Here is a 25360-nt window from a genome sequence, read left to right on the forward strand (position 1 = left end):
AACAAAAGAGTTACGTGATCACCACGTTGTATAGACGTTTGCGACCACCGTCCATTTTAAGTCGCGCGAACCAAAGCATGGTTCGCGGCCCATTTTTGTGATCGCACCGACAGTTGACGGAATAAATTAGGGTTAACCGGCCGCGGAACCCTGGCCGCGCGCGGGCGCGCTTCCCGGAAACGGCACGAGAATGACCGACATCGAGACCCGGCCGATCTCGCCATCGACATCGAGCAAGACCCCGCTGCCGACGCCGAGCCCGGCCTCCGGTCGCCAGCGGGCCTCGGCGCGAACGCCGATCCACGCGCCCCGCGGCGGCCTGAACAGCTGCACCGCGAGGTTCGGATTGGGGTCGGCCACCGCGTTCTGGACCGGGCGCGCGATGCCGTGGGTCCAGTCAGCCGGGCCGAGCACCCGCGCCAATGGGCCGGCGTCCGCAATTACGGCGTGATGCAAGCGAAACCAGGCGACATCGCCCCCGGCACGGGCTTCCATCGCATCCATGAACCAGCTGCGGCCATGGACGGCACGCAGGTTGCGCAACGGAAATGCCGTGGGATCCACCGGATCGGCCGCGCTCCCGCAAAACCCCGGGACCTCGACGGCACGCTCGCGCGACAGCGTCACGCGCACCGTCGCGCAGGGTTGCTCCTCACCGGCCGGCCAGAGCGTGTTGTCGACGACGCTGACCCGGCCGCCCTCGGTCACCACGACAACCTGCGTGCGCAGTTCCGTCATTGGCGTCGGCCGCAGGAACCAGGCCGCGGCCGAGATCGCGGTGCCCCAGTTGCGCGCGCCGGCCATGGCCTCGACCTCGCCGGTCAGCAGGCTTGCGACCGCCCCGCCCTGGAGGCCCGTGAACGGCCCGGCCGCCAGCGCCGCGGGCTTCCAGTGATGGGGCGTGGCGAGCGGTTCGAAGATGGCCAAGGCGAATGATCCCCTGAGATGAGCAGGATTGAGCGTTCGGCCAATCTGATCCAAGAATAGCCGCCATGACAAAAGGCCATTCATCACTTCAGGTGAGCAGGATTCACCCATTGGATGCCCCCGATCCGCGGGTGATCCCGCCGCTGCCGGCACTGCTCGCCTTCGAGCGCGCGGCCACGCAACTCAGCTTCCGGCGCGCCGCGCGAGACCTGTCGCTGAGCCCGTCGGCGATCAGCCACCAGATCCGCGGGCTGGAGGAGCAGTTCGGCACCAAGCTGTTCGTCCGCGGCGCGCGCCAGGTGCGGTTGACCGCCGACGGCGAGCGCTACCTTGCAAAAGTGTCGGCCGCGCTGGCGACGCTGCAGGAGGCGAGCCGGGACATGCTGCGGCAACGCGGCGAGGCCAGCGGCGAGCTCTGGATCAGCTCATTGCCGTTCTTCACCAGCGCCGTGCTGCTGCCGGCGCTGCCGGAGTTCAAGCGGCGCCATCCGCAACTGACGCTGCGGATCGAGGCCACCCACCAATATGCCGACTTCAACGGATCGCGCGTCGATGTGGCGATCCGCTACGGGCGGGAACACGCCGCCGGACTGAAGGTCGAGCCGCTGGTGCAGGTCAAAGGAATGCCGGTCTGTACGCCGGCGCTGGTCAAGGCAGGTCTTCGGACCCCTGCGGACCTGTCGCGCGAGGTGCTGATCCATGTCACGACGCAGCCGCGGGCGTGGCCGGCCTGGCTGAAGGAGGCCGGGCTGCCGAATCTCGCTCCGCGCGGACATCTGTGGCTCGACAGCGTACCGGCGATGCTGGAGGCCGCCGAACACGGGCTCGGCGTCGCGATCGCGATCGCGCCCCTGATCAAGGCGCGGCCGGGCTTCGGCAAGCGGCTGGTGGCGCCGTTTGCGTTCGAGGCCGCATACAGCGAGACGATCTACCTGGTCTCCCGCACCGAGCAGGCGCGGGACCGCCGCATCGCCGCGGTGCGGCGCTGGATCACGGACGCGGTCGCTCGCGCGAGCTAAACCGTGGCGGGCGCCGGCTCGGCCAGGATGCACCGTGCCAAACGGCCGGGCACGACCTGCACGACCGGCGGCAAGCGCTCGCTGCAGCGCGGCTCGGCGAACTTGCAGCGCGGTGCGAAGGAGCAACTGGACGGCGCGTGATCGAGCGAGGGCGGCGTGCCCGGAATGGTTTCCAGCCGCTGGCCGCGCATCGCGCCGTGAATGGTCGAGGCCAGCAAACCCTTGGCATAGGGATGCACCGGCGAGCGCACGATGTCGCGCAGGGCGCCCTGCTCGACGATCTGGCCAGCATACATCACCGCGACGCGATCACAGATCTCGATCGCGACGCCAATGTCGTGGGTGACGAAGATCACCGACATGCCGAACTCGCGCTGCAGCTCGCGCAGCAGCAGCAGGATCTGGATCTGCACGGTGGCATCGAGCGCCGTGGTCGGCTCGTCCGCGAGCAGGATCTTCGGCTTGCAGGCCAGCGCCAGCGCGATCATCGCACGCTGACGCATGCCGCCCGACATTTCGTGCGGATAGGAGTCCAGCCGCCGCTTCGCGGAGGGGATCCGCACCACCTCAAGCATTTCAAGCGCGCGGGCCGTCGCCTCGCGCTCGCTCTTGCCCTCGTGGCGCATCACCGTCTCCGCGATCTGGCGGCCGATGGTGTAGACCGGATCGAGCGCCAGCGCCGGCTCCTGGAAGATCATCGAGACGGTCTGGCCGCGGAATGCGGACAGCGCCTCGTCGTCCATCGCCAGCACCTCCTGGCCCAGCACCTTGACGCTGCCGGAGATCTGCGTGCGCTTCTTCGGCAGCAGCCGCATCAACGCGCGCAGCGTCACGCTCTTGCCCGAGCCGGACTCGCCGAGCAGCCCCAACACCTCGCCCTCGCCGAGCTGCAGGCTGAGATCGTTCACGGCATGGACCGTGCGATCGCCGGTGAAGCGGATGTTGAGGTTGTTGATCTCGACGAGGTTGGTCATGCGAGCTTGGGCACCCTGGCGTGGAAATCGGTCGCGCGCTGGAAGGCGGCGCCGATTCGAAGCAGAACCGCTTCCTCGAAGGAGCGGCCGATCAGCTGCATGCCGACCGGCAGACCCGTCTTGGTGAAGCCGGAGGGAATCGAGAGCGACGGCAGGCCGAGATAGTTGACCGGACGGGTGAACCGCGTCAGGCGCTGCAGCACCGCGTCCGCGCCCGGTCCATTGCCGACATCGCTCTCCGCGATCGTCGGCGCCGGCACCGGCGACGACGGCGCGATCACCGCATCGACCCCGTTGACCGCCGCGTTGTGCGCGGCGAGCGCGGGGCCGCGCCAGCGCATCGCCTCGAGATAGGTGACCGCCGGAATGGTCAGCCCGTTCTGCAGCCGCACCAAGACCTGCGCGCCGTAATCCTGCGGCCGCTCGATCATCCAGCGCTTGTGGAAGGCGGCGGCCTCGACCGCGAGCACCAGTTGCGATGCCGAAGAGAGCTGGCGCTGATCGGGCAGCTCGACCTTGACGATCTCGGCGCCCTCTTTCTTCAGGGTGGCGACGGTCTCGTCGAGGATCCGCGCCACCTCAGGATCGAGGTCGTCGACATAGAACGCCGTCGGCACCCCGATCTTCAGGCCCTTCAGCGACTGCTTGGTCGCCGCCAAGTAGTCGGGCACCGGCTGCGTCGACGCTGTCAGGTCCTCCGGGTCCGCGCCGGCCATCAGGCCGAGCAGCAGCGCGCAGTCCTCCGCGGTCTGGGCCAGCGGGCCGACGGTATCGAGCGACTGCGACAGCGGCATCGCGCCGGCGCGGCTGACGCGGCCGACCGTCGTCTTCAGGCCGGTGACGCCGCAGAAATGCGCGGGCATGCGCACCGAGCCGCCGGTGTCGGAGCCGAGCGCCGCGAAGGTCAGCCGCGCGGCAACCGCCGAGCCCGAACCCGACGACGAGCCGCCGGTGATGTGCTCGGTGTTCCAGGGATTGCGCACCGCGCCGTAGTGCACGTTGTGGCCGGTCGGCCCATAGGCGAACTCGACCATCTGCAACGAGCCGAGGCGGACCTGTCCGGCATCCTTCAGCCGCTGCAGGGCTGTCGCAGTCGTCTTCGGCACGAAGTCGCGGCGAATCAGCGAGCCGCAGGTCACGACCTTGCCGGCGTCATAGTACATGTCCTTGTGCGCCAGCGGCACGCCGTGCAGCGCACCGCGACTATTGCCCTTGGCGAGCGCGGCATCGGCCTCGGTGGCGGCGGCCAGCGCCTGCTCGGATTCAACAGCCATATAGGCGTTGAGGCGCGGCTGCCATTCCGCAATGCGATGCAGCACGGCGCGCGTCACCTCATGCGAGGAAACTTTCTTGTCGGCAATCGCCTTGGCGACCGCGGTCAGCGTCATCAGGGCCGGTTCAGAGCTCATTTCGACACCTTCTCGATCTTCTGCGCGATCTGCGCCAGCAGGAAGCTCGCGGGTTCGAGATCGAAGGGCAGCGTGCCGGAGATCGGTGCGAAGCCGTCGAATGCCGGCCCGATCGAATTGGCGATCCGGGTGGCGACGTCGTCGTCGGCGGGCACGTCGGCGACGTGCGCGATCACCTTGACATCCTTGGCCGTGGGTCTGGTCATGCCGCGTTTTCTCCTTTTGCTTTTGCCGGCGCGCGGCTGTGCCCCGAGCCAGGAATGGCCATGTAGCACGCCGCTTGATGGCCCATTGTATCGAGATCGCTGAGTTTTGGCGTGTCGTTTGCGCAGAGCGGCTCCGCAAACGGACAACGGGTGTGAAACCGGCAGCCCGATGGCGGATCGATCGGATTGGGCGGATCGCCCGAGATCGGCGGCACCTCGGTGCGCTTGTCGGGATCGGATGACGGCATCGCCGCCAGCAGCGCGCGGGTATAGGGATGCGCCGGCGCGTCCCAGACCGCATCGACCGGCCCGAGTTCGACGACCTCGCCGAGATACATCACCAGCACGCGGTCGGAGATGTAGCGAACGACGTTGAGATCGTGGCTGATGAAGAGATAGGTCAGGCCGAATTCGCGTTTGAGGTCGGCGAGCAGATTGAGCACCTGAGCCTCGACCGATTTGTCGAGCGCGGAGACCGCCTCATCGAGGATCACGAGCCGCGGCGACAGCGCGAGCGCGCGCGCGATATTGACGCGCTGACGCTGACCGCCGGACACCTCGTGCGGATAGCGGTTGGCGAAAACCTCCGGCCGCAGGCCGACCTTGCCGAGCAGCTCGCGCGCCAGCGTCCGTGCCGTGTCGTCGGCCATGCCGTGGACCTTTGGCCCGAAGGCGATCGATTCCTCGATGGTAAGGCGGGGGTTGAGCGAGGCGTAGCTGTCCTGGAACACCATCTGCACGCCGCGCCGCAAATCGCGCAGCGAGAGCGACGGGCCGACCTGCCTTCCGTCATAGATGATATCGCCGGCATCGCGTGCCATCAGGTGCATCAAGAGCCGCGCCGTGGTCGATTTGCCGCAGCCGGATTCGCCGACAATGCCGACGGTCTCGCCCTTCATGACCGCGAAGGTGACGTCGTCGACGGCGCGCACGGTCTTGCGCGGACTGAACAGCCCGCCGCGCACCGGGAAGTGCTTGGTCAGTCCCTTGACCTGCAGCAGCGGCTGCGCGGCGCCGCCGATGTCGGCGACCGGCTCCAGCATATCGACGGAGAGATTGGCGTCGCTCATGCTTTAATTCCTGATATCCATGGCGCTGCGCATGCCGTCGCTCAGCAGATTGAAGCAGATCGAGACCGCGAAGATCATCGCGCCCGGCAGCGCCGCGACCCACGGATTGACGTAGATCGCGGTGCGCAGCGTGTTCAGCATCAAGCCCCATTCCGGCTCCGGCGGCTTGGTGCCGAGCCCGAGGAACGACAGACCGGCCGCGAGGATCATCGACACCGAGATCAGGCCGGTGGCGTAGACGAAGATCGGGCCGAGCACATTGCCGAGCATGTGCACGCGCATGATGGTGAAGGGCCCGGCGCCGGACGCGCGCGCCGCCTCGACGAAATCCATGTTGCGGACGCCGGTGGTGACGCTTTCGGCGACGCGGGTGATCTGCGGCACGAACACGATGGTCAGCGACACGATCGAATTGGTGATGCCGGCGCCGAGCGCACCCGAGATCGCGATCGCCAGCAGCACCGACGGGAAGGCGTAGAACACGTCGACGGTGCGCATGATCGCGGTATTGAGCTTGCCGCCGACATAGCCGGCGACGAGGCCGAGCGAAGTGCCGATCACGAAGGCGAAGATCACCGGCAGGATGCCGATGACCAGCGACAGCCGTCCGCCATAGATCAACCGCGCCAGCATGTCGCGGCCGAGCTCGTCGGTGCCGAGAAGATAGCCCGGCGTGCCGATATGGCGGAGACGGCGGATCATCGAGCCCTGATAGGGATCGGCGAGATGCAGCCATGGCGCCAGCAGCGCGGACGCGAAGATCAGCACCAGAATGATGGCACAGGCCATGCTGACCTTGTCGCGCCTGATGCGGCGGGCAACCGTCGCCCAATAGCCGCGCGCCTTGGTGGTCGGGGCAGCCTGCAACGCAGTATCGCTCATTGCGCTCATGCTCTAGCTCCGCTTGATGCGCGGATCGATCGCGGCCTGCGCGATGTCGACCAGGAGGTTGAGCAGCACGAAGAACAGCGCCAGCACCAGGATGGTGCCCTGCAGCAGCGGCAGATCGCGCTGGAAGATCGCCGAGTTCAACAGCAGGCCCGATCCCGGCCAGGAGAACACGGTCTCGATCAGGATCGAGCCGCCCAGCATATAACCGAGCTGCAGGCCCATGACCGCGAGCGCGGTCGGCGCCGCATTCTTGACGACGTGGCGGAACACCTCGGTCTCGCGCAGGCCCTTGGCGCGCAGCGCCTCGACAAAGTCCTGGCTCAGGATGTCGCCGGTCAACGCGCGCACCGTACGGGTGATGATGCCCATCGGGATCACCGAGGTGGTGATCGCCGGCAGCACCAGATAGCGCAGATGCTCCCAGTCCCACGCCCAGGCGCCGGAGCCGCCGGGACCTGCGCCGACCGCGGGTAGCCAGTTGAGCTGCACCGAGAAGATGATGACCAGCACCATGCCGAGCCAATAATGCGGCAGCGACACGCCGGCTATCGCAACCGAGGTCGCGACCTTGTCGACCCAGGTGTCGCGGAAATAGCCGGCGATCAGCCCGAACAGCAGGCCGAGCGTAAAGCCGATCATCGCCGCCGCGATCGCCAGCATCACGGTGTTGCCGACGGCGCGCATCACCTCGGTCAGGACGGGCCGCCCGGTCGCGATCGAATTGCCGAGATCGCCATGGATCGCGCGCCACAGCCACAGACCGAATTGCACCGGCAACGGACGATCGAAGCCGTAGGCCGTGCGCAATTGCGCGGCGAGTTCCTGCGAGGCATCAGCCGGCAGCACCGCGACCAGGGGGTCGCCGGGCGTAATGTGCACCAGGAGGAAGCACACCAGCGCCACGCTGAGCACGATCGGAATAACGTAGACGATCCGTCTGGACGTATAGGCGAACACGTTGCGTTCTTTCTTCCTGCTCCCTTGTGGGAGAAGGTGGCGCGCGGAGCGCGCCGGATGAGGGTTTCCATCCGCGGATGCAATCATTTCATCTCAGGCAGGAGTGTCCGCGGCGACAACCCCTCACCCGGCTTCGCTCTCGCGAAGCCACCCTCTCCCACAAGGGGAGAGGGTGCACCTATTGCGCGACTAGCGCCTCACGGCGCGACCGTGACCGGCGAGAAGTCGACGAACCAGCTCTTCGGCTGCACAAAGCCCTTGACCTTCGGGCTCATCGCGCGCGGTGCGACGTCGTGGGCGACATAGAGGAAGGCCGCGTCGTCGACCGAGGCCGCATGCAGCTCGGCGAGCGCGGCGTCGCGCGCGGCCGGCTCGAAGGTCTGGCGGGCCTTCTTCACCAGCTCGTCGAACTTCGGATTGTTGTTGAAACCCCAATTGTTCGACACCGGCGGCGCCATGCCCGACTGCAGGAAGCGCACCAGTGCGAAGAACGGATCCATCGCCGCATAGGTGACGTTGATGGCGTTCGAGCCGTTGGCGGTCGGATCCTTGGTGCCGCGCCGCCAATTGGTGAACAGCGTGTTCCACTCGATGACGTCGAGCTGCACATCGAAGTAGCACTCGGCCAACGCCTGTTGCAGATACTCGTTCATCGGCAGCGGCAGCATCTGGCCCGACCCCGATGCCGAGGTCTGGATCTTGACCGTCAGCTTCTTGTTCGGACCGAAGCCCGCCTCCTGCATCAGCTTCTGCGCGGCCGGCTTGTCGTACTTGATCTGGAAGGTCGGGTTGCCGCGCCAGGGATGGCCGGGCTCGAACGTACCGGTCGCCGGCACCATCAGGCCGGCAAGCAGGCCGTCACGCAGCCCCTCGCGATCGACGCAGAGATTGGCCGCCTTGCGGACGCGGATGTCGTTCCACGGCGAACCCTCGACGCGCGAAAACTGCCACGGCCAGACATGCGGCTCCTCGTTGGAATAGAGGTTGAAACCTCGCTGCTTGATCTCGGGCAGCGCGTCCGGCGCCGGCGCCTCGATCCAGTTGACCTGCCCCGACAGCAGCGCCGCGGTGCGGGCATTGGCCTCCGGCATCGGCAACAGCACCATCTTGTCGACCTTCGGCACCCGCGCCTTGTCCCAGTAATTTTCGTTCTTCACCAGCTCAAGCCGCTCGCGCGGGGTGAAGCTCGACATCTTCCAGGGCCCGGTGCCCGACGCGTCCTTGGCGAACGCGGCCCACGCGGCCTGCGACTTCGCCTTGGCGTCGGCGCCTTCGGCCTTGTCGTAGAATTTCTGCCACTTGGCAGGGCTCGCCATGAACAAATTGGTGAGATTGATCGGCAGGAAGCTGTCCGGCTCCTTGGTGGTCAGCTCCACCGTCATGTCGTCGATCTTGCGCGCCGAGACCAGCGTCGGCATGCGTGAGGCGGTGACGCCGACCTGACTCGCATCGTACTGCGGCGCGTCCTGCTTCAAGACCTTGTCGACATTCCAGACCACGGCGTCGGCATTGAACGGCGAGCCGTCATGAAAGGTGACGCCGGGGCGCAGCTTGAAAATCCACTTGGTCTTGTCGGCATCGTCGACCTTCCACTCGGTCGCGAGGCCGGGGATCATCGCGCTCGCCTTGTCCGACGAGGACAGGTCCCACATCGTCAGCGCGTCATACATCGTCAGCCCGGTGAAGCGATTGCCTTCAAAACCCTGGTCGGGCTGACCGAGCGTGCGCGGAATATCGGCGGCGGTCATGCCAATGCGCAGCACGGTCTCGGCGCCGGCGATCGCCGGCACGCCAGTGGCTATCGCCAGCGCCAGCATGATCGCCGTCGCATTGGTTTTCCTGTTACGCATCTGAGCAGCCCCTTCGAGTCTGGTGACGTTTTGGTGATTATTTCTTGGGCAAGCGTATGCAATGCCTGTGCCAAGGGGAATAGTTCATCAGCAAATAACCGCCGGGCGTGTCATTTCTTCCCACCTCGCGCCCGAACGGAGCGAAGATGCCTATTCTGGCATCATGCTTGCAGGATTTGGCTCCGACGTCTTTCCAACGGAGCCTTCATATGCGTGCGCGCAATTCGATCCTGATGGCGGCAATGGCGCTTGCCTTGACCGCGGGCTGGCCGGCCATGTCGGCACAAGCAGAGTCCATTGTGCGCTACGGCATTTCGATGGCCGACATTCCGCTGACCACCGGCCAGCCCGATCGCGGCGCGGGCGCCTATCAGTTCACCGCCTACACGATCTACGATCCGCTGGTTGCCTGGGAGATGGATGTTGCCGACCGGCCGGGCAAACTGGTCCCGGGGCTTGCGACCGAATGGAAGGTCGACGACAACGACAAGACCAAATGGCGCTTCACGCTGCGCAAGGGCGTCAAATTCCACGACGGCAGCGACTTCAATGCCGACGCGGTGATCTGGAATCTCGACAAGGTGCTGAACGACAAGGCACCGCAATTCGACAAGCGGCAGAGTGCGCAGGTCAAGACCCGCCTGCCCTCGGTCGCGAGCTACGCCAAGATCGACGATTTCACCATCGAGATCACCACCAAGACCGTCGACTCCTTCTTCCCCTATCAGATGCTCTGGTTCCTGGTCTCGAGCCCCGCGCAATATGAAAAGCTCGGCAAGGACTGGGACAAATTCGCCAGTCAGCCCTCCGGCACCGGTCCGTTCAAGCTGACCAAGCTGGTGCCGCGCGAGCTCGCCGAGCTGACGAAGAACCCGGACTATTGGGACAAGAAGCGGCTTGCGAAGGTCGACAAGATGATCCTGATTCCGATGCCGGAGGCGCTGACCCGCACCAACGCGCTGCTGGCCGGCCAGGTCGACCTGATCGAGACGCCGGCGCCCGACGCGGTGCCGCAGCTCAAGGCCGCCGGCATGAGGATCGTCGACAACGTGACACCGCATGTCTGGAACTATCACTTGAGCGTGCTCCCGGGCTCGCCATGGACCGATATCCGCCTGCGCAAGGCGCTCAACCTCGCGATCGACCGCGAGGCGGTGGTTGGCCTGATGAACGGCCTCGCCAAGCCCGCCAAGGGCCAGGTCGATCCGTCGAGCCCATGGTTCGGCAAGCCGACCTTTGAACTGAAATACGACCTCGCAGCCGCCACGAAGCTGGTGGAGGAAGCCGGCTATTCGAAGGACAAGCCGCTGAAGGCGACCTTCATCATCGCGCAGGGCGGTACCGGGCAGATGCTGTCGCTGCCGATGAACGAGTTCCTGCAGCAGAGCTTCAAGGAGATCGGCATCGACATCGACTTCAAGGTGGTCGAGCTCGAGACATTATATACGCACTGGCGCAAGGGCGCGGCGGACGAGATGAACGCCGGCATCACCGCCAACAATATCGCCTATGTCACGTCGGATCCGCTCTACGCCATCGTGCGGTTCTTCCATTCCGGCCAAATCGCGCCGGTCGGCGTCAACTGGGGCGGCTACAAGAACCCGAAGGTCGATGCGCTGATCGACGAGGCCAAGCAGACCTTCGATAGCGCGAAGCAGGATGCGCTGCTGGCGCAGGCGCACGCGCTGATCGTCGACGATGCCGCGCTGGTGTGGGTGGTGCACGACACCAATCCGCACGCGCTGTCGCCGAAGGTGAAAACCTTCGTGCAGGCGCAGCACTGGTTCCAGGATCTGACCCAGATCGGGCTGGAGTAAATCTCTGGACCGTCGTCCCGGCCTAGTGCGCAATTGCGCACGGGGGCCGGGACCCATACGCCGCGGCCGGCGCAATAGGCAAGCGGCCAGACGGCTTTCTAACAACACCCATCTGTGGTTATGGGTCCGGCTTTCGCCGGGACGACATCGAGTTTGCGTCGCCTATTTCGTCGTCAACGCGAATGCGCCGTTCCAGTCGTCGGGCGGCGGCTCCTTCTGGAAGGCGTGGATGCGCGCCTCGTAGAGGCGGTAGAGATATTGCAGCGTCTGCGCCTCGTCGGTCTTGCGGCCGCGTTCGATCGCGGCGAGCGCACCGTCCCAATCGCGGCCGCGGTAGCAGGCGAGCATTTCGATGGTCAGGTTGCGCAGCCGCTGGAAGCGGCCGGAGTTCGCGACATCCTCGCGGCCGGCAATCGCGTAGATCACCTCGGGCTCCTTCTTGCCCTTGACCATGATGAAGTCGAGCTCGAGGATCGCAAACTTCTCCTTCACCGCGAGCGCGGTCTTCGATCCCACGATGATCGGGAAGCCGTACTCCTTGGACTGCCCCTCGAGCCGCGAGGCCAGATTGACGCTGTCGCCGAACACCGAATAGTCGAAGCGCACATCGGAGCCCATATTGCCGACCACGCAGGAGCCGGTGTTGAGACCGACACCGATGTTGAGCGGCACATAGACGTGGCCACCGTCCTTCGCCTCCTGCTCGCGCTCACGGTTGAGGTCGTCGACGCGCTCCAGCATGTCGAGCGCCGCATCGCAGGCGTTGAGCTGGTGCTGCTTGTCGTCGAGCGGTGCGTTCCAGAACGCCATGATGGCGTCGCCCATATATTTGTCGATGGTGCCCTTGCGGGCGAGGATCGCGTTGGAAAGCGGAGTAAGGAAGCGGTTCATCAGCGCCGTGAGGCCCTGCGGATTGCTCTTGTAGGTTTCCGAGATCGAGGTGAAACCGCGCATGTCCGAGAACATGATGGTCATCTCGCGTTCCTCGCCGCCTAGCACCAGCCGCTCCGGCGACTGCGCCAGCTGCTCGACCAGCGCGGGCGACATGTACTGCACGAATTGCGACCTGATCTGTCGGCGCTGCTGCTGCTCGCGCACGAAGGCGGAGAAGATCAGCGTGAGATAGATCGCCGTGGTCGACATCAGCGGATAGGTGAAGTCGATCAGCAGCCGGTGCTGGGAATAGAAATACCAGGACGTGCCGATCAGCACGGAGGCGAACATTCCGCCGACGGCGACCAGCGTGATCGGACCGAACTTCGGCGCGAAGGCGATGACAAGGAGCCCCATGATCAACGCGGCGAAGAACTCGATTCCGATGCCGTAATTCGGCTGCGAAACGACGTCGCCGGTCAGCGCACTCTCCAGCACCTGGGCATGAACCTCGACACCGGGCATCGCCGGCGTCACCGGCGTCGTCTTGATGTCGTTCAGCCCGATCGCCGAGGTGCCGATCACGATCAGCTTGCCGGCAATTCGGTCCGCTGGGACGCGCCCGTCCAGCACATCGACGGCCGAGACATAGATCGAGGGATCGCGGCGGGCGTAGTGGATCCAGAGTTGGCCGTGGAGATCGGTCGGGATCGCAAAGCCCTTGAGACCCAGGCTCTTGATCCCGGCCTTGTCGGCCTTGATCAGGATCGTGCCCGAGCCGCTCGCCACCCGCAGCATCTCGAAGCTCAGCGACGGCATGGTGATGCCCTGCGCCACCATGATCATCGGCACGCGCCTGACGATGCCGTCGCGCTCCGGCCTGATCGTGAACAGGCCGCGCCCGGCAGCCGCCTCCTCGAGCACCGGCACGTTGCGCAGCAGCCCCGGGAACATGAACATGAAAGGTTGCGGCTCCTCGCCGAGCATCGCAAGTCCGGTGACCGGAAGCTTTTCGTTGAGGTCGGCGCGCACGTTGGGCCCGCCGGACTCGCCGAGCACCACGCGCGAGTTCTTGATGGCTTCGGCCATGATGCTGTCGTTGCTCGGCAGCTGCCGCAGCCTGGCGCGCATCTCCTCATCGAGGCTGCTGAAGGTATCGGCGGCGATATCGGGGTTGAGACGGTCCGGCTCGGAGAACACCGCGTCGAACGCGATCACCACGGCGCCGAGCCGGGTGAGGTTGGTGACGATGTCGGCGAGCCGCGTCCGTGGCCACGGCCACTGTCCGAGCCGGGGATCGGCGAGGCTCTTCTCGTCGATGTCGACGATGGTGACGGGCCGCGCGGTCTTCTGGCGCGGCTGCAGCGCCTGGAATGTGTCAAACGTCCTGACGCGAAGCTCCTGGACCGGAGCCGGATCCACGATCCGCAGCGCGGCAATGCCGATCAACAGCGCCACGCAGACCAGCCGCGCATAGCCGAAGCGCCGTGCGAACCACCTGCGTATCGCCTTCAGCCGTTTCATGCCATCTGGATATCACGCGCGCAGAATTGTTCCAATCGAACAAGCATGCGCAGTGCACAATCGGCCGGACCAGACCCGCGGCGGCACGGCCGCGCGTCCGTCACGTAAAATGAATAATGAAGTCGTTCTGAGACAGGCTCGCCTTCGCGACATTGTGCAATGTGATCGTGTCTGCGCCGTCGACCGTGATCAGCGTATCCGCCGAATTCGTCGGCGATGTCGCAACATGCTGATCGAACCAGGTGCTGAAGGTGCTTGCCGAGACGACCGTGGACAGGTCGATCTGGTCCTGGCCTGGCGTGAAGTTCAGGATCGTGTCGTGGTTGAAGCTCGGCGCAAACACGAACTTGTCCTGGTACCCCGAACCGAAGAACACGTCCTTGTCGCTGGTCCCCGTCAGTGTCACCGGCTGCGGCGGATCCTGCTGGACGTTGAAGATCAGGTTGACCGTATCGGTTGCGCCATGGCCATCGGTCACGGAGAGCGCGATCTTGTCGGTCGCTGGAGGTGTCTGGCCGGGGTTGTAAACGAGGCCTGACGATCCAAGCGCGGTGTTGATGCTGGAGAGAAGCCCCTCCTGCGACGAAGGCGCAACGCTGCTGCCCGCACCGGGCGTCGTCGTCGCGGCCATGGTGAAGGTCTCGTCGGCTGTCGCATCGGCGTCCGTCACGGTCAGGCCGGAGATCGTCTCGGTCCCGTTGGGATGTTCGGTGATACTGATGTTGTCGGTATGGATCACGGGCGTGTCGTTGGCGCCGATCACGTCGATCGTCAGCGTCGCAGTCCCGACGGCGCCATGCGCGTCGATCGTCTCCACATCGAAGGTGTCGACATAGGTGCCTTTGCCCAACGCGTTGATCGCGGCGGCATCGGGAACATAGCTGTAGGTGCCGTCCGGGTTGATGGTCAGCGAGCCGTAGAGGCCTGCGATCTGCGTGACCGCGGCGTGGTCCGAATTGAGCGCCGCATAAGTCAGCGTCGCGGTTTCGCCATGGTCGACGTCGTTGCCATGGAGCGTGCCGGTCAGCGTGCCGAACGTGTCGTTATCGGCGGTATCGGTGAGAGTGCCGGCATTGACGTCGGCGAGTGTCGGCGCGTCGTTGGCGCCGTTGATCGTGATCGTCACGGGCTCGTTGACGACGCCGCCATGGTGGTCGTCGATCTGGATCGTGTAGGTCAGCGTCAGCGTCTCGCCGAGGGCGAGATAGTCGAAATTCTGGTCCGCAGCCGAAAACGTCCAGGTCGACGATCCGATTGAACCGCCGGTCGCGTCCGTCAACGTCCCCAGCGACAGCCAGTTCAGGATCGTGGACTCGTCGGGCAGGCCCGTGGTCGCCCCGGATTCGGCGACGCCGGTGATGGTCATGGTGTGGGTGTCGCTGAGATCCACATCGGTGAACGTCACGGTGCCCGATGCGCTGTCCGGCGTCGATGAACCGGTCGTATCGGGTTGTTCGGGGATGATGGCCGCCTGAGGCGCCGACGTGACGATCGGCGCGTCATTGCTGCCGGTAATCGTGATCGTCACCGGTTGGCTGATCACGCCGCCATGATGGTCATTGACCTCGACCGTATAGGTCAGCGTCAGCGTTTCACCGTCGGCAAGATAATCGAAATTGCGGTCGGCGGCCGAGAAGGTCCAAGCTTGGGATCCGGCGACCCCGCCGGTCGAATCGGTCAGCGTCCCCAGCGAGAGCCAGTTCAGGATGGTGGACTCGTCCTCGGGCAGGCCTGTGGTCGTTCCGGATTCCGCGACCGCGGTGATGGACACGATGTGGGTGTCGCTGAGATCGACGTCGGCAAAGGTCACCGCGCCCTGGGCCACGTCGAGCTTGATCGATCCGGTCTCGCCGATCATCTCGGGGACCGTGGCGGTCGGCGGCTCCGACGTGAACGTCGGCGCGTCGTTGGTGCCCGTGATGGTGATGGTGACGGGCTGGGTCACGACACCGCCGTGGTGGTCGTCGACCTGGATCAGGTATGTCAGCGTCAACGTCTCACCGACGGCGAGATAGTCGAAATTCCTGTCGGCGGCCGAGAATGTCCAGGCGCGCGATCCGGTTACGCCGCCGGTCGAATCCGTCAGCGTGCCGAGCGACATCCAGCCCAGTATCGTCGCCTGATCGGGAAGCCCTGTGGTCACGCCCGTTTCGGTGACGCCGGCCACGGTGACGCTGTGGGTGTCGCTGAGATCGACATCGACGAAGGTCACGGTACCGGATGCGGTGTCCGGCACGACCGAACCGGTCGTCTCCTCGGCTTCAGTGATGGCCGCCGCCTGGGTCGGCGAGGTGATCACCGGCCTGTCGTCGGTGCCGACGATCGTGATGGTGACCGGCAGCGTGACGACGCCACCCTGATGATCGTCGATCTCGATCGTGTAGGTCAGCGTCAGCGTCTCGCCGGTGGCGAGATAGTCGAAGCTCCTGTCGGCAGCCGAGAACGTCCAGGAGCGCGATCCCGTCACGCCATCGGTCGAATCAGTCAGGGCACCCAGCGACAGCCAGCTCAGCACGGTGGCATGGCCGGCAAGTCCGGTGGTGACGCCGGCCTCGGTGACGCCGGTGATGGTGACCGTATGCGTGTCAGTCAGATCCGCATCGGTAAACGTCAGCGTGCCGTGCGCCGTATCGGGCTGGGCGGAATTCGTCGTTGCGGCGAGTTCGGTGATCGAACCGGCCTGCGTCGAGGACGTCACCGCCGGCGTGTCGTTGGTGCCGGTGATCGTGATCGTGAAGGTCTTGAACGTGGTCTCGTTGTTCGGCGCGAAATTATTGTCGACGCGCGCGACATAGGTCAGCGTCAGCGTTTCCCCGGCAGCCAGGAAGTCGAACGCGCTGTCGGCAAGGTTGTAGGTCCAGGTTGCCGAACCGGCATTCTTGTTGTTCGGATTGGGCTCGAGCAGCAACGGGATCTCGACGGTCTTGATGGCCGCAAGCTGCGCAGCCGTCAGCGATGAGGTGACGTCGCTGCCATTGGCGTCCCGGTAGCTGAACGCGGAATAGTCGACCTTCGCGCTCGGTATGTCACCGACATTGAGGTCCAGCCATTTGATCTGGCCCGTCGCGGTGTCGAACAGCCCGCTTTGGGTCAACCCCGGCCGCTCGGTAAACACCGCGTCCTGGGTCACGACTTGCGGCGGCCCCGGGATGTGATCGAGCCTGCTGTTGGGAGCGCCGCCGGCCTGAGGTCCGGTCGTGTTGACGAAGGTCAGCAGAATGACGATCGGCGCGCCACTGTCGCTGCTGGTGAGCTTGAAGCTGGTCGACACCGGCACGACGCTGTCCGTGAAGTTCGTCGTGAGCTTGGTGTTGGGATTGTTGTTGTCGGTGAACTTCAGCGCGAAGACGTCGGAGATGAGCTTCTGCGCATCGGTCGACAGTTGCGCCGACGAGACGAAGCTGACGCTGCCCTGGCCGTTGACGATGGTCTGGGTGCCGGCCTGATCGACGGTCGCGATCGGATTGAGCGTCGTCTTGTCGAACAGGATGTAGGAGCCGGTGCTGCCATCGGGCTCGACCAGCACCTGGAATTTGGCCGGCGGCACGCCGCCGGTGCCCTGCACGTCGAAATCGATCTCGACCAGCACCGCGGTGCCGCGGATGCCCATGGTCGCAACCGGCGTATCGACCTTCATGTCACCGTGCTTGGCGGTCGCGCCGGCCACGAAGGAGATCGTGCCCGAGACCAGACTCATCAGCGACGAATTGCTCGACCCGTTCGGGTCGTAGATCATTTCGTTCAACACCATCTTGGCGTTCGGTCCGAGACCGAACACGGTGCCGTCGATGAAGGTGATGCCGAGCGTCGAGTCCCCGCCGGATTGCACAACGTCACCCTTGTTGACGTTGTCGCCCTGGTTCAGGACGATGGCGACGCCATTGCGGATGGCCGTGGCGTTCCCGGTCAGCTTGGTGACATGGCCGATGACCTTGGCCGGCTCCGCCGCGCCGCCGGCCTGGGCATATTGGGTATAGCCGGTGAGTGCGCTGACGAGATCGCCGGTGAGATGCGCGCCGTCAGGCGACGCCAGCGGCGCGCGCTTTTCGCCCTTGAAATAGTCGTGCAGGACGAGTTCCCGATCGTCCTTCGCGATGACGAGATCGAGCCCGGTCCGCTTGAAGTCGCCGGTGAACAGCAATTGCCCGTCGTCGACGATGATCGCGCCGGGCGGAGCATGCGTGGAAACACTGTCGACGTGCACGTATCCACGGGCATAAGCGTCCGTGTTCGGCAACAGGCCGTCGAATTTCTCGACAAAGTTCACTGCGGATCACCGCACGAGAGTTAGTATTGTTAAAATATCCGAATGATTATGCCTGCATATCATCGGATAAAGCTTGGCGAAACCACTCTGTGCTTGCGCAAGGTGGTCCTGTAGTGCGGTTTGACTGGATGTGACCTGGCTCACGCTGTGAAGAGCCGTGTAGTTCGGATTCGCTTGACGGTACCATAAGGTGGGATTTAAGCCAAGATACGTACTGAGCCACGTATTCGTGGTATTGATTGGCATTTCTGTACTTGCCTCTATTTCCCCATAGCCCAGAGCGGGCATTTGACCCCAATTTCCCGGCCAGAGCTGTGACTTAGCTTACAAATCACAGCAGTCCCGTGCGCGGACCGGCCGGGTTAACCAGAAGGCAAGGATGAGTTGCAAAGCAGTGGAAAAAGGTTCGCCGCTTCCTTTCACAAACCGGTAAAGTTTTCGGGACCCCACGCAGGCGCCCTTTAGCCTCTTCCCCTGATTCCCCACATCTTAAGTCGATTCGAAGGGATCGTTCGCCATGCTGGCTGGCATGAAACGATCCGGTCGCGTGCGCGGTGCAGTATCCACCCGCCGATGAGCGGACAGGGGGTGTCAGATGAGGTTCTCGCTTCGCCCGCTTGCGCTGCGCGCCGTCATGCTGGGCTTCGGCCTGGCGCTGGCCGCGCCGGTTGCCGAGCTCAATGCCGCTTCGCTGCTCTCGCCTGGTCCAGCGACGCTGATCAGAAAGTCGACCGAGCCGTTCGGCCTGACGACCAGCCTGCTTGCCGACGGCGGCCTGTACGACAAATGGCTCGGCGTGCAGCGCCAGCTCGCCGACGAATTGGAGCAACTGGCAGCCTGCGAGAGCGACCGCGCCGGCTGTGTGTCGCCGGCGGCGCTGCGGTTCCTGGCGATCGTCGATGCCGGACGGGCGCGTCAGGGTCGTGCCCGGCTCGGCGAGATCAACCGCGCGATCAACCTTGCGATCCGTCCGGGTAGCGATCTTGCGGCCTATGGCGAGCCCGACGTCTGGACGACGCCGCTCGCCACGTTCGCCCGCGGCAGCGGCGATTGCGAGGACTATGCGATCGCGAAATTGGTGGCACTGCGCAAGGCCGGCGTCGCGCCGGAAGATTTGCGGATCGTCGTCCTGCATGACCTCGTCGGCGGCGAGGACCATGCGTTGGTCGCGGCGCGGCTCGACGGCCGCTGGCTGACGCTCGACAACCGCCGCATGGCGATGATCGAGGACAGCGACATCAGGAGTTTTCGGCCGACCTTCGTGATCGACCAGCATGGCGTCAACCGCTATGTCGATGCCCCGCTCGTCGCCGAGGCCGCGTGGCGGCCGGCGGCGCGGTAACTGACTGCGTCATTCCGGGACGATGCGAAGCATCGAACCCCAATTCGCAATTGCGAATTGGGGAATCTCGAGGCTTCGGGTCTGGTCCAAACGCACCATCTCGGAATGACGATCCCGAGGAATGCCGCTCAGAACATCAGATTGTCCTTCACCAGAACCCAGCGGCCGCCCTTGACCTGCTGCACCTGGGTGATGGTGTTGGCCAGATGATCCGTCTTGGAGAACTTGGTCGGCGGCGAGCTGAAGATGTCGAGGAATTTGTCGCCTGATTCCAGCGAGTCCAGCATCTTCTGGCCGGTGAGATCCTTGCCCGCCTTCTGCGCGTAGAAGGCGAAGGTCATCACCGCGTTGTAGCCGATGATCGCCTGGGTATTGGCGTCGGTGTTGAACATCTTCTTGTAGTTCACCAGCCAGTCCTTCACCTTGCCCTTGGCCGTGTCCTCGTAGGGAATCTCGAAGCCAGACGCCGCATAGAGCCCTTCGACGGCTTCCTTGCCGAGCGCCGGCACTTCGAGCACGTTGGTCGGGGTGGCGCCGAGGAAGGTCACGTCCCAGCCGAGCTTCTTCGCCTCGTTCATCGCGCCGATGGTCTCGCGGATCACGGTGCCGAGCACGACGAGGTCGCAGCCGTCGGCCTTCATCTTGGCGACCTGCGCCGAGAAGTCGGAGGCGCCGCGCTTGTAGCTCGTGACCGAGGCCGGCTGCACCTTCATCGCGCCGAGCTGCTGGGTGAAGCCGTCGAGCACGTTTTTGCCGTACTCGTCATCCTGATGCATGATGCAGGGCTTCTTGAAGTTCTTCCACTCCATCATGTATTTGAGCGCGGCGCGCGTGCTCTCGACATAGGGCAGGAGGTTGTTGAACTTCAGCCGCTCCTGCGGCTTGGCGGGATCGAACTTGAAGGTGAATTCGGCGGCCGTCAGCGGGAACAGCTGCAGCACGCCGGCATCGAACAGGACGTCCTGCGCGGCCAGCACGGTCGGCGAGCCCATCGGGCCGATCATCGCGAACACCTTGTCGCGCTCGACCATCTTCTGCGAGGCCAGCACCGCCTTCTTCGGATCGTAGCCGTTATCTTCCAGGATCATCTTGATCTTGCGGCCGTTGATGCCGCCGCCGGCGTTGATCTCCTCGACCGCCATCTTCATGCCGTTGGACACCGGAACGCCCCAGACCTTGATCGGGCCGGACAAGTCCTGATGCGTTCCGATCACGATCTCGGTCGGCGATATGCCTTCATTGGTGACCTTGGTCTGGGCTGCGGCCGGCAGACAGGTCAGCGCCAGCGCGCTCACCGCAAGGCCCAGCGCCTTCAGCGATTTCGACATTGCAGTCTCCTCCTTAACAATGGCCCATGTTGAGCGAAGGGTCGGGCCGGCTCGCTCCTTCGCCAATTCGGCGTCGTCGAATCCTTCTTTGAGCATGATCTCCGCGCAAGCGCTGCGCGCTTGTCGCGAGGGAAAACCGCTTCACCCTTTTCCGGATCATGCTCTATGCCACCGCCCGCTCGCCATACATGGCGTCGATCTCGGCGGCGTAGCGCTTGTTCACGAAGCTGCGCTTCAGCTTCATGGTCGGCGTCAGCTCCTCGTCCTCGGGCGTGAGCTGGCGCTCGATCAGATAGAATTTCTTGACGGTCTCGACGCGCGCGAACTTCACGTTGACCGCCTCGACCTCGCGCTGGATCAGATCCTGGATTTCGCGGGCGCGGCACAGGCTCGCGTAATTGGTGAAGGGGATGTCGTGATCCTGGGCGTATTTCTCGACATTCTCCTGGTCGATCATGATCAGGCAGGTGAGATACGGCCGCTTGTCGCCGATCACGACCGCGTCCGAGACATAGGGCGAGAATTTGAGCTGGTTCTCGATCTCGGACGGCGTGATGTTCTTGCCGCCGGAGGTGATGATGATGTCCTTCATCCGGTCGGTGATCTTGACATAGCCTTCATTGTCGATCGTGCCGACGTCGCCGGTGTGCAGCCAGCCCTTCGCATCGATCGTCTCGGCGGTCTTCTCCGGCTGGTTGAGATAGCCCATGAACAGGAAGTCGCCCTTGATCAGGATCTCGCCCTTCGGGCAGATCATCACCTCGCCCCAGGGCGCGGCCTTGCCGACCGAGCCGAGCTTGATGCGGTCCGCCGGCATCATGGTCGCGACGCCGCAATTCTCGGTCTGGCCGTAGACCTCGCGCATGTCGATGCCGAGCGCGAGATACCAGCGGATCAGATCCGGCGAGATCGGCGCGGCGCCAGTCAATGCGATCCGGCAGCGGTCGAGCCCGAGCATGCGGCGGATGTTGCGGAACACCAGCCAATAGGCCGCGCGGTTGGCGATCCGCAGCAACAAGGGCGGCGCTTCGCCCTGCAGCCGGCACTCGGTCATCCGGTTGCCGATCGCGAGCGCGCGGGCATACATCCAGTTCTGGAACGGGGTCGCATCCTTCAGCGCGATGGTGATGCCGGAATAGAACTTCTCCCAGATCCGGGGCACCGCGAGGAACGCAGTCGGCTGCACCTCGCGCAGATTGTCCGGCACCGTCTCCGGGCTCTCGGCGAAATTCATCACCGAGCCGAGTGCGAGCGAGATGTAATAGCCGCCGACCCGCTCGGCGACGTGGCAGAGCGGCAGGAACACCAGCCGCTCCTCGCTGTCGGTCGAGGGGTAGAGATCGTTGGCGTGGCGCATCTGGTGAGTCACGCTGCGGTTCGAGTGCATCGCGCCCTTGGGCGGGCCCGTGGTGCCGGAGGTGTAGACCAGTATCGCGAGATCGGAGGCGGTGCGGCTGCCGGTCATTTCGTCCCACAAGGCGTCATTGCCCTGGGCATGGTTGCGGCCGAGCGCGGTGAATTCGGCAAGCGACAGCACCATCGGATCGGAGAAGCCGGAGAGGCCCTCCATATCGAACACGACGATCTTCTCCAGCGTCGGACAGCGCGCGCGGCAGGTCAGCACCTTGTCGAGCTGCTCCTCGTCCTCGACGAAGATCACCCGCGTGCGGGAATCATTGATGAGGTATTCGACCTGCGCCGCCGAATCGGTCGGATAGATCCCGGACGAGACGCCGCCGGCGCACAGGATGCCCATGTCGGCATAGACCCATTCCGGCACCGCATTGGCGATGATCGAGGCGACGTCGCCGGGGCGGAAGCCGGTCGCCTGCAGGCCGAAGGCTATGTCCTTGGAAATCTGCAGCCATTCGCGCCAGCTGGTCGGTTGCCAGATGCCGAACTTCTTCTCGCGGATCGCGGGCCTGTCGCCACGCGTCTGAACCGCGAGCAGAAAGCTCCTCGCGATCGTGTCGGCAACCGTCAGCACCGCTGGTCCTGCCATGCGCGCTCCCTCCTCTGCCGCCCGTCTCACCCGCCGGCCCTTGGTGCCGGTCTTGTTGGCGAAACAGGCCTTAAGTCTAGCTCCAACTCTCTTTCAGTGCCAAACCTTCCTCGGCGCCAATTTTCAGCGCCAAGTCTTTCTCAGCGCCAAGTCTTTCTCAGCGCCACGTCTTCTTCTTTTTCCAGCGCCGCTCGCCCCGCGCGCCGGCTTCCTTGGCGCCGAGGTAGAACTCCTGGATATCGGGTGAATTCATCAGCCGCTCGCAGGTGTCGTTCATGACGACGCGGCCGATCTCCAGCACATAGCCGTAGTGCGCCGTCTCCAGCGCGATCTTGGCATTCTGCTCGACCAGCAGGATCGACATGCCCTGCTCCTCATTGACGCGGCGGATGATGGTGAAGATCTCCTTCACCAGGATCGGCGACAGCCCGAGCGACGGCTCATCGAGCAGCAGCAGCGTCGGCCGGTTCATCAGTGCCCGTCCGATCGCCAGCATCTGCTGCTCGCCGCCCGAAAGCTGCCCGGCCGGCTGGCCGAGCCGCTCCCTCAGCCGTGGAAAATAGCCGTAGACGCGTTCGAGGTCCTGCGCCACACCGTCGCGGTCCTTGCGCAGATAGGCGCCCATCATCAGGTTTTCGCGCACCGACAGGAACGGAAACACCTCGCGCCCCTCGGGCACGTGGCTGAGGCCGAGCCGCACGATCCGGTCGGCCTCCATGCGCTGGATCGGCTTGCCGAGGAATTCGATCGAGCCCTTCTGCGGGTCGAGGATGCCGGAGATCGTCTTCAGGACCGTGGTCTTGCCGGCGCCGTTGGCGCCGAGCAGCGTCACGATCTGGCCGCGCGGCACCTCGAGGCTGATGCCGCGGATCGCCATGATCGGCCCGTAATAGCTTTCGATGTTGGAGAGCTTCAGGATGATGTCCGCTGTGCTCATGGCATCATCCTCATGCGCCGAGATATGCTGCGACGACGTCGGGATGGTGTTGCACCTCGGACGGCGAGCCCATCGCCAGGACGCGGCCGTAGTTCAGCGCGATGACGCGGTCGGAAACGCGGTTGACCAGCGTCATGTCGTGCTCGACCATTAGCACGGTGATGCCGAGCTCGCTCTTCATGTCGCGGATCCAGAACGACATGTCGTCGGTCTCCTCGACATTGAGGCCGGACGACGGCTCGTCGAGCAGGATCAGCTTCGGCTCCGAGCACAGCGCCCGCGCCAGCTCGATCACCTTGCGCACGCCGTAAGGCAGTCCCGAGATCAGCTTGTCGCGGTAGGGCTCGAGATCGAGAAATTCGATCACCTGCTCGACGCGGCGGCGATGCGCCTTCTCGCCGGCGCGGACGCTCGGCAGGAACAACAGCTCCTGCCACAGCCGGGTGGTGGAATGGCGATGGCGGCCGACCAGGAGATTGCTCAGCACGGTCGCGTTCTCGAACAGCTCGATGTTCTGGAAGGTGCGGGCGATGCCGAGTTTCGCGATATCGTAGGCCGGCTCCTGGGTGATGTCCTGATCTTCGAAGAAGATCTTGCCGGAGGTCGGCGGATAGATCCGCGAGATCAGGTTGAAGATCGAGCTCTTGCCGGCGCCGTTGGGCCCGATGATCGAGAGGATCTCGCCCTTCTCGACCGCGAAGCTGACCGCATCGACCGCCTTGAGGCCCCCGAAATGCAGCGACAGGTTCTCGGCGCGGAAATAGCTCATCTGTTCCGCTCCGATTTCACATAGATTTTCTGCCGCTTGAAGGTCGCGCGCTTGTAGAGCGGAAACAGCTGGAAGAAGAGCTTGATCTTGAGCCAGCGGCCGTAGAGTCCGAGCGGCTCAAACAGCACGAACAGCACGATGATGATGCCGTAGATCGCGCCTTTCAGTCCGTTGGCGGAGGCGAAGGCTGCGACCGCGTCCTGGATGTGGCCCGCGCGCTCGGTGCCGGCGCCGAGGGTCGCAGCAATGCCGCCGATCACGCCGGGCATATCGTCCTTCAGATAGGTCAGGAACGGATCGATCATGACCAGGAAGATCGCGCCCAGCACCGCGCCGTGCAGGCTAAACGTGCCGCCGATCAGGATCACGATGATGAACTCGATCGAGAGCTGCAGCGTGAACATCTCGGGCGAGATGAAGGACAGCTTGTGCGCGAACAGCACGCCGGCAAAGCCGGTGATCGCCGCCGAGATCGCGAACGACTTTACCTTGTAGAGCGCGACATTGATGCCCATGCTGCGCGCCGCGGTCTCGCTGTCGCGGATCGCGACGAAGGCGCGCCCGGTCGGCGAGCGCAGCAGATTGAGCGTGCCGACGATGGTCAGCACCAGTACCGCAAGGCAGAGATAATAGAAGGTCGGACCATCGCGCGACACCGTCGTGCCGAGCAGCTGCATGGTCTTGACCCGCATACCCTCATTGCCGTTGGTGACGCTTTCCCAGCGCGCCAGGATCTCCTCGACGATGAACGCAAAGGAGATCGTCGCGATCACCAGATAGATGCCCTGCAGCCGCAGCGCCGGAAACCCGACCAGCGCGCCGACCACGCCGGTCAACAGCCCCGCGGCGAGGAAATAGACCGGGAACGGCACATTGAACTGCTGCAGATAGGCCGCGGTGTAGGCGCCGATCGCCAGAAACGCGGCATGGCCGAGCGAGGCCTGTCCGGTGAAGCCGGTCAGGATCAAGAGCCCGACGCCGACGGTCGCGTAGATGCAGACGAAGACCAGCTGGCTCATCAGATAGCTTGACAGCACGTAGGGCGCGATCAGCAGCACCGCCAGCAACAGGCCGTAGGAATAGATGTAGCCCGAATGTGGGAACAGCTTGATGTCGTCTTCGTAATCGGTCTTGAAGAGAAACCGCATGTGTCGCTCCCTAGATCATGATGCGATTACGATCTAATCGCATCATGATC

The 25360-nt window shown here is 64.4% G+C and carries 18 protein-coding genes; 3 read left to right on the forward strand and 15 right to left on the reverse strand.

The window, feature by feature from the left end; genetic code table 11:
* Window positions 1-132: 132 nt before the first annotated feature.
* Window positions 133-927, reverse strand: coding sequence for an acyl-CoA thioesterase domain-containing protein (locus XI02_RS43005; protein ID WP_172646473.1), 795 nt, complete (start codon window positions 925-927; stop codon window positions 133-135).
* A gap of 110 nt (window positions 928-1037) precedes the next feature.
* Here XI02_RS43005 and XI02_RS43010 point away from each other — a divergent pair, with 110 nt between their 5' ends.
* A complete protein-coding gene (locus XI02_RS43010) occupies window positions 1038-1946 on the forward strand; it encodes a LysR substrate-binding domain-containing protein (RefSeq protein WP_172646472.1) in 909 nt (302 codons plus the stop codon).
* On the opposite strand, the gene XI02_RS43015 is transcribed toward XI02_RS43010, so the two are convergent.
* The 7 genes from XI02_RS43015 to XI02_RS43045 all read right to left on the reverse strand — a co-directional run bounded on the left by XI02_RS43015 (window position 1943) and on the right by XI02_RS43045 (window position 9303).
* On the reverse strand, window positions 1943-2920 hold the full coding sequence (locus tag XI02_RS43015; RefSeq protein WP_172646471.1) for an ABC transporter ATP-binding protein: 978 nt from the start codon (window positions 2918-2920) through the stop codon (window positions 1943-1945). The genes XI02_RS43010 and XI02_RS43015 overlap by 4 nt on opposite strands.
* A complete protein-coding gene (locus XI02_RS43020) occupies window positions 2917-4329 on the reverse strand; it encodes an amidase (protein WP_172646470.1) in 1413 nt (470 codons plus the stop codon). Before XI02_RS43020 ends, XI02_RS43015 begins: the two co-directional genes overlap by 4 nt.
* Entirely contained in the window at window positions 4326-4535 is a 210-nt protein-coding gene (locus XI02_RS43025; protein ID WP_016846817.1) for a hypothetical protein, read from the reverse strand. Before XI02_RS43025 ends, XI02_RS43020 begins: the two co-directional genes overlap by 4 nt.
* Window positions 4532-5605 (reverse strand): ABC transporter ATP-binding protein, encoded by a 1074-nt coding sequence (locus XI02_RS43030; RefSeq protein WP_172646469.1) that lies wholly within the window; start codon window positions 5603-5605, stop codon window positions 4532-4534. The genes XI02_RS43025 and XI02_RS43030 overlap by 4 nt, the downstream gene beginning before the upstream one ends.
* 3 nt (window positions 5606-5608) lie before the next feature.
* Window positions 5609-6496 carry an ABC transporter permease gene (locus XI02_RS43035; RefSeq protein ID WP_026191964.1) on the reverse strand — a complete coding sequence of 296 codons (888 nt, stop codon included), beginning with the start codon at window positions 6494-6496 and terminating at the stop codon, window positions 5609-5611.
* Window positions 6497-6499: 3 nt separating this feature from the next.
* Complete coding sequence (locus tag XI02_RS43040; RefSeq protein WP_016846820.1) at window positions 6500-7453, reverse strand: ABC transporter permease; 954 nt, start codon at window positions 7451-7453, stop codon at window positions 6500-6502.
* 197 nt (window positions 7454-7650) lie between these two features.
* Window positions 7651-9303 (reverse strand): ABC transporter substrate-binding protein, encoded by a 1653-nt coding sequence (locus XI02_RS43045; RefSeq protein WP_172646468.1) that lies wholly within the window; start codon window positions 9301-9303, stop codon window positions 7651-7653.
* Between the two features lie 209 nt (window positions 9304-9512).
* Here XI02_RS43045 and XI02_RS43050 point away from each other — a divergent pair, with 209 nt between their 5' ends.
* Entirely contained in the window at window positions 9513-11120 is a 1608-nt protein-coding gene (locus tag XI02_RS43050) for an ABC transporter substrate-binding protein (protein WP_172646467.1), read from the forward strand.
* Between the two features lie 162 nt (window positions 11121-11282).
* Here XI02_RS43050 and XI02_RS43055 read toward each other — a convergent pair whose 3' ends face one another.
* Together XI02_RS43055 and XI02_RS43060 are read right to left on the reverse strand one after the other, a co-directional pair.
* The gene (locus tag XI02_RS43055) at window positions 11283-13517 is read right to left on the reverse strand and encodes a CHASE2 domain-containing protein (RefSeq protein WP_018269122.1); all 2235 of its coding nucleotides are present in this window, start codon (window positions 13515-13517) and stop codon (window positions 11283-11285) included.
* 100 nt (window positions 13518-13617) lie between these two features.
* Window positions 13618-17784, reverse strand: coding sequence for a VCBS domain-containing protein (locus XI02_RS43060; RefSeq protein WP_172646466.1), 4167 nt, complete (start codon window positions 17782-17784; stop codon window positions 13618-13620).
* 595 nt (window positions 17785-18379) lie between these two features.
* Here XI02_RS43060 and XI02_RS43065 point away from each other — a divergent pair.
* Window positions 18380-19126 (forward strand): transglutaminase-like cysteine peptidase, encoded by a 747-nt coding sequence (locus XI02_RS43065; RefSeq protein ID WP_172646465.1) that lies wholly within the window; start codon window positions 18380-18382, stop codon window positions 19124-19126.
* A 128-nt stretch (window positions 19127-19254) separates the two neighbouring features.
* On the opposite strand, the gene XI02_RS43070 is transcribed toward XI02_RS43065, so the two are convergent.
* The 5 genes from XI02_RS43070 to XI02_RS43090 all read right to left on the reverse strand — a co-directional run bounded on the left by XI02_RS43070 (window position 19255) and on the right by XI02_RS43090 (window position 25310).
* The gene (locus XI02_RS43070; RefSeq protein WP_016846826.1) at window positions 19255-20454 is read right to left on the reverse strand and encodes an ABC transporter substrate-binding protein; all 1200 of its coding nucleotides are present in this window, start codon (window positions 20452-20454) and stop codon (window positions 19255-19257) included.
* Window positions 20455-20617: 163 nt separating this feature from the next.
* Window positions 20618-22456 carry a long-chain fatty acid--CoA ligase gene (locus XI02_RS43075; RefSeq protein WP_069280415.1) on the reverse strand — a complete coding sequence of 613 codons (1839 nt, stop codon included), beginning with the start codon at window positions 22454-22456 and terminating at the stop codon, window positions 20618-20620.
* 157 nt (window positions 22457-22613) lie between these two features.
* Complete coding sequence (locus XI02_RS43080; RefSeq protein ID WP_028339155.1) at window positions 22614-23393, reverse strand: ABC transporter ATP-binding protein; 780 nt, start codon at window positions 23391-23393, stop codon at window positions 22614-22616.
* Between the two features lie 10 nt (window positions 23394-23403).
* Window positions 23404-24162, reverse strand: coding sequence for an ABC transporter ATP-binding protein (locus XI02_RS43085; protein ID WP_028336610.1), 759 nt, complete (start codon window positions 24160-24162; stop codon window positions 23404-23406).
* On the reverse strand, window positions 24159-25310 hold the full coding sequence (locus XI02_RS43090) for a branched-chain amino acid ABC transporter permease (RefSeq protein WP_016846829.1): 1152 nt from the start codon (window positions 25308-25310) through the stop codon (window positions 24159-24161). Before XI02_RS43090 ends, XI02_RS43085 begins: the two co-directional genes overlap by 4 nt.
* Between the last annotated feature and the right edge of the window lie 50 nt (window positions 25311-25360).

It is taken from the genome of Bradyrhizobium sp. CCBAU 21365 (assembly GCF_015291305.1).
GTDB lineage: Bacteria > Pseudomonadota > Alphaproteobacteria > Rhizobiales > Xanthobacteraceae > Bradyrhizobium > Bradyrhizobium elkanii.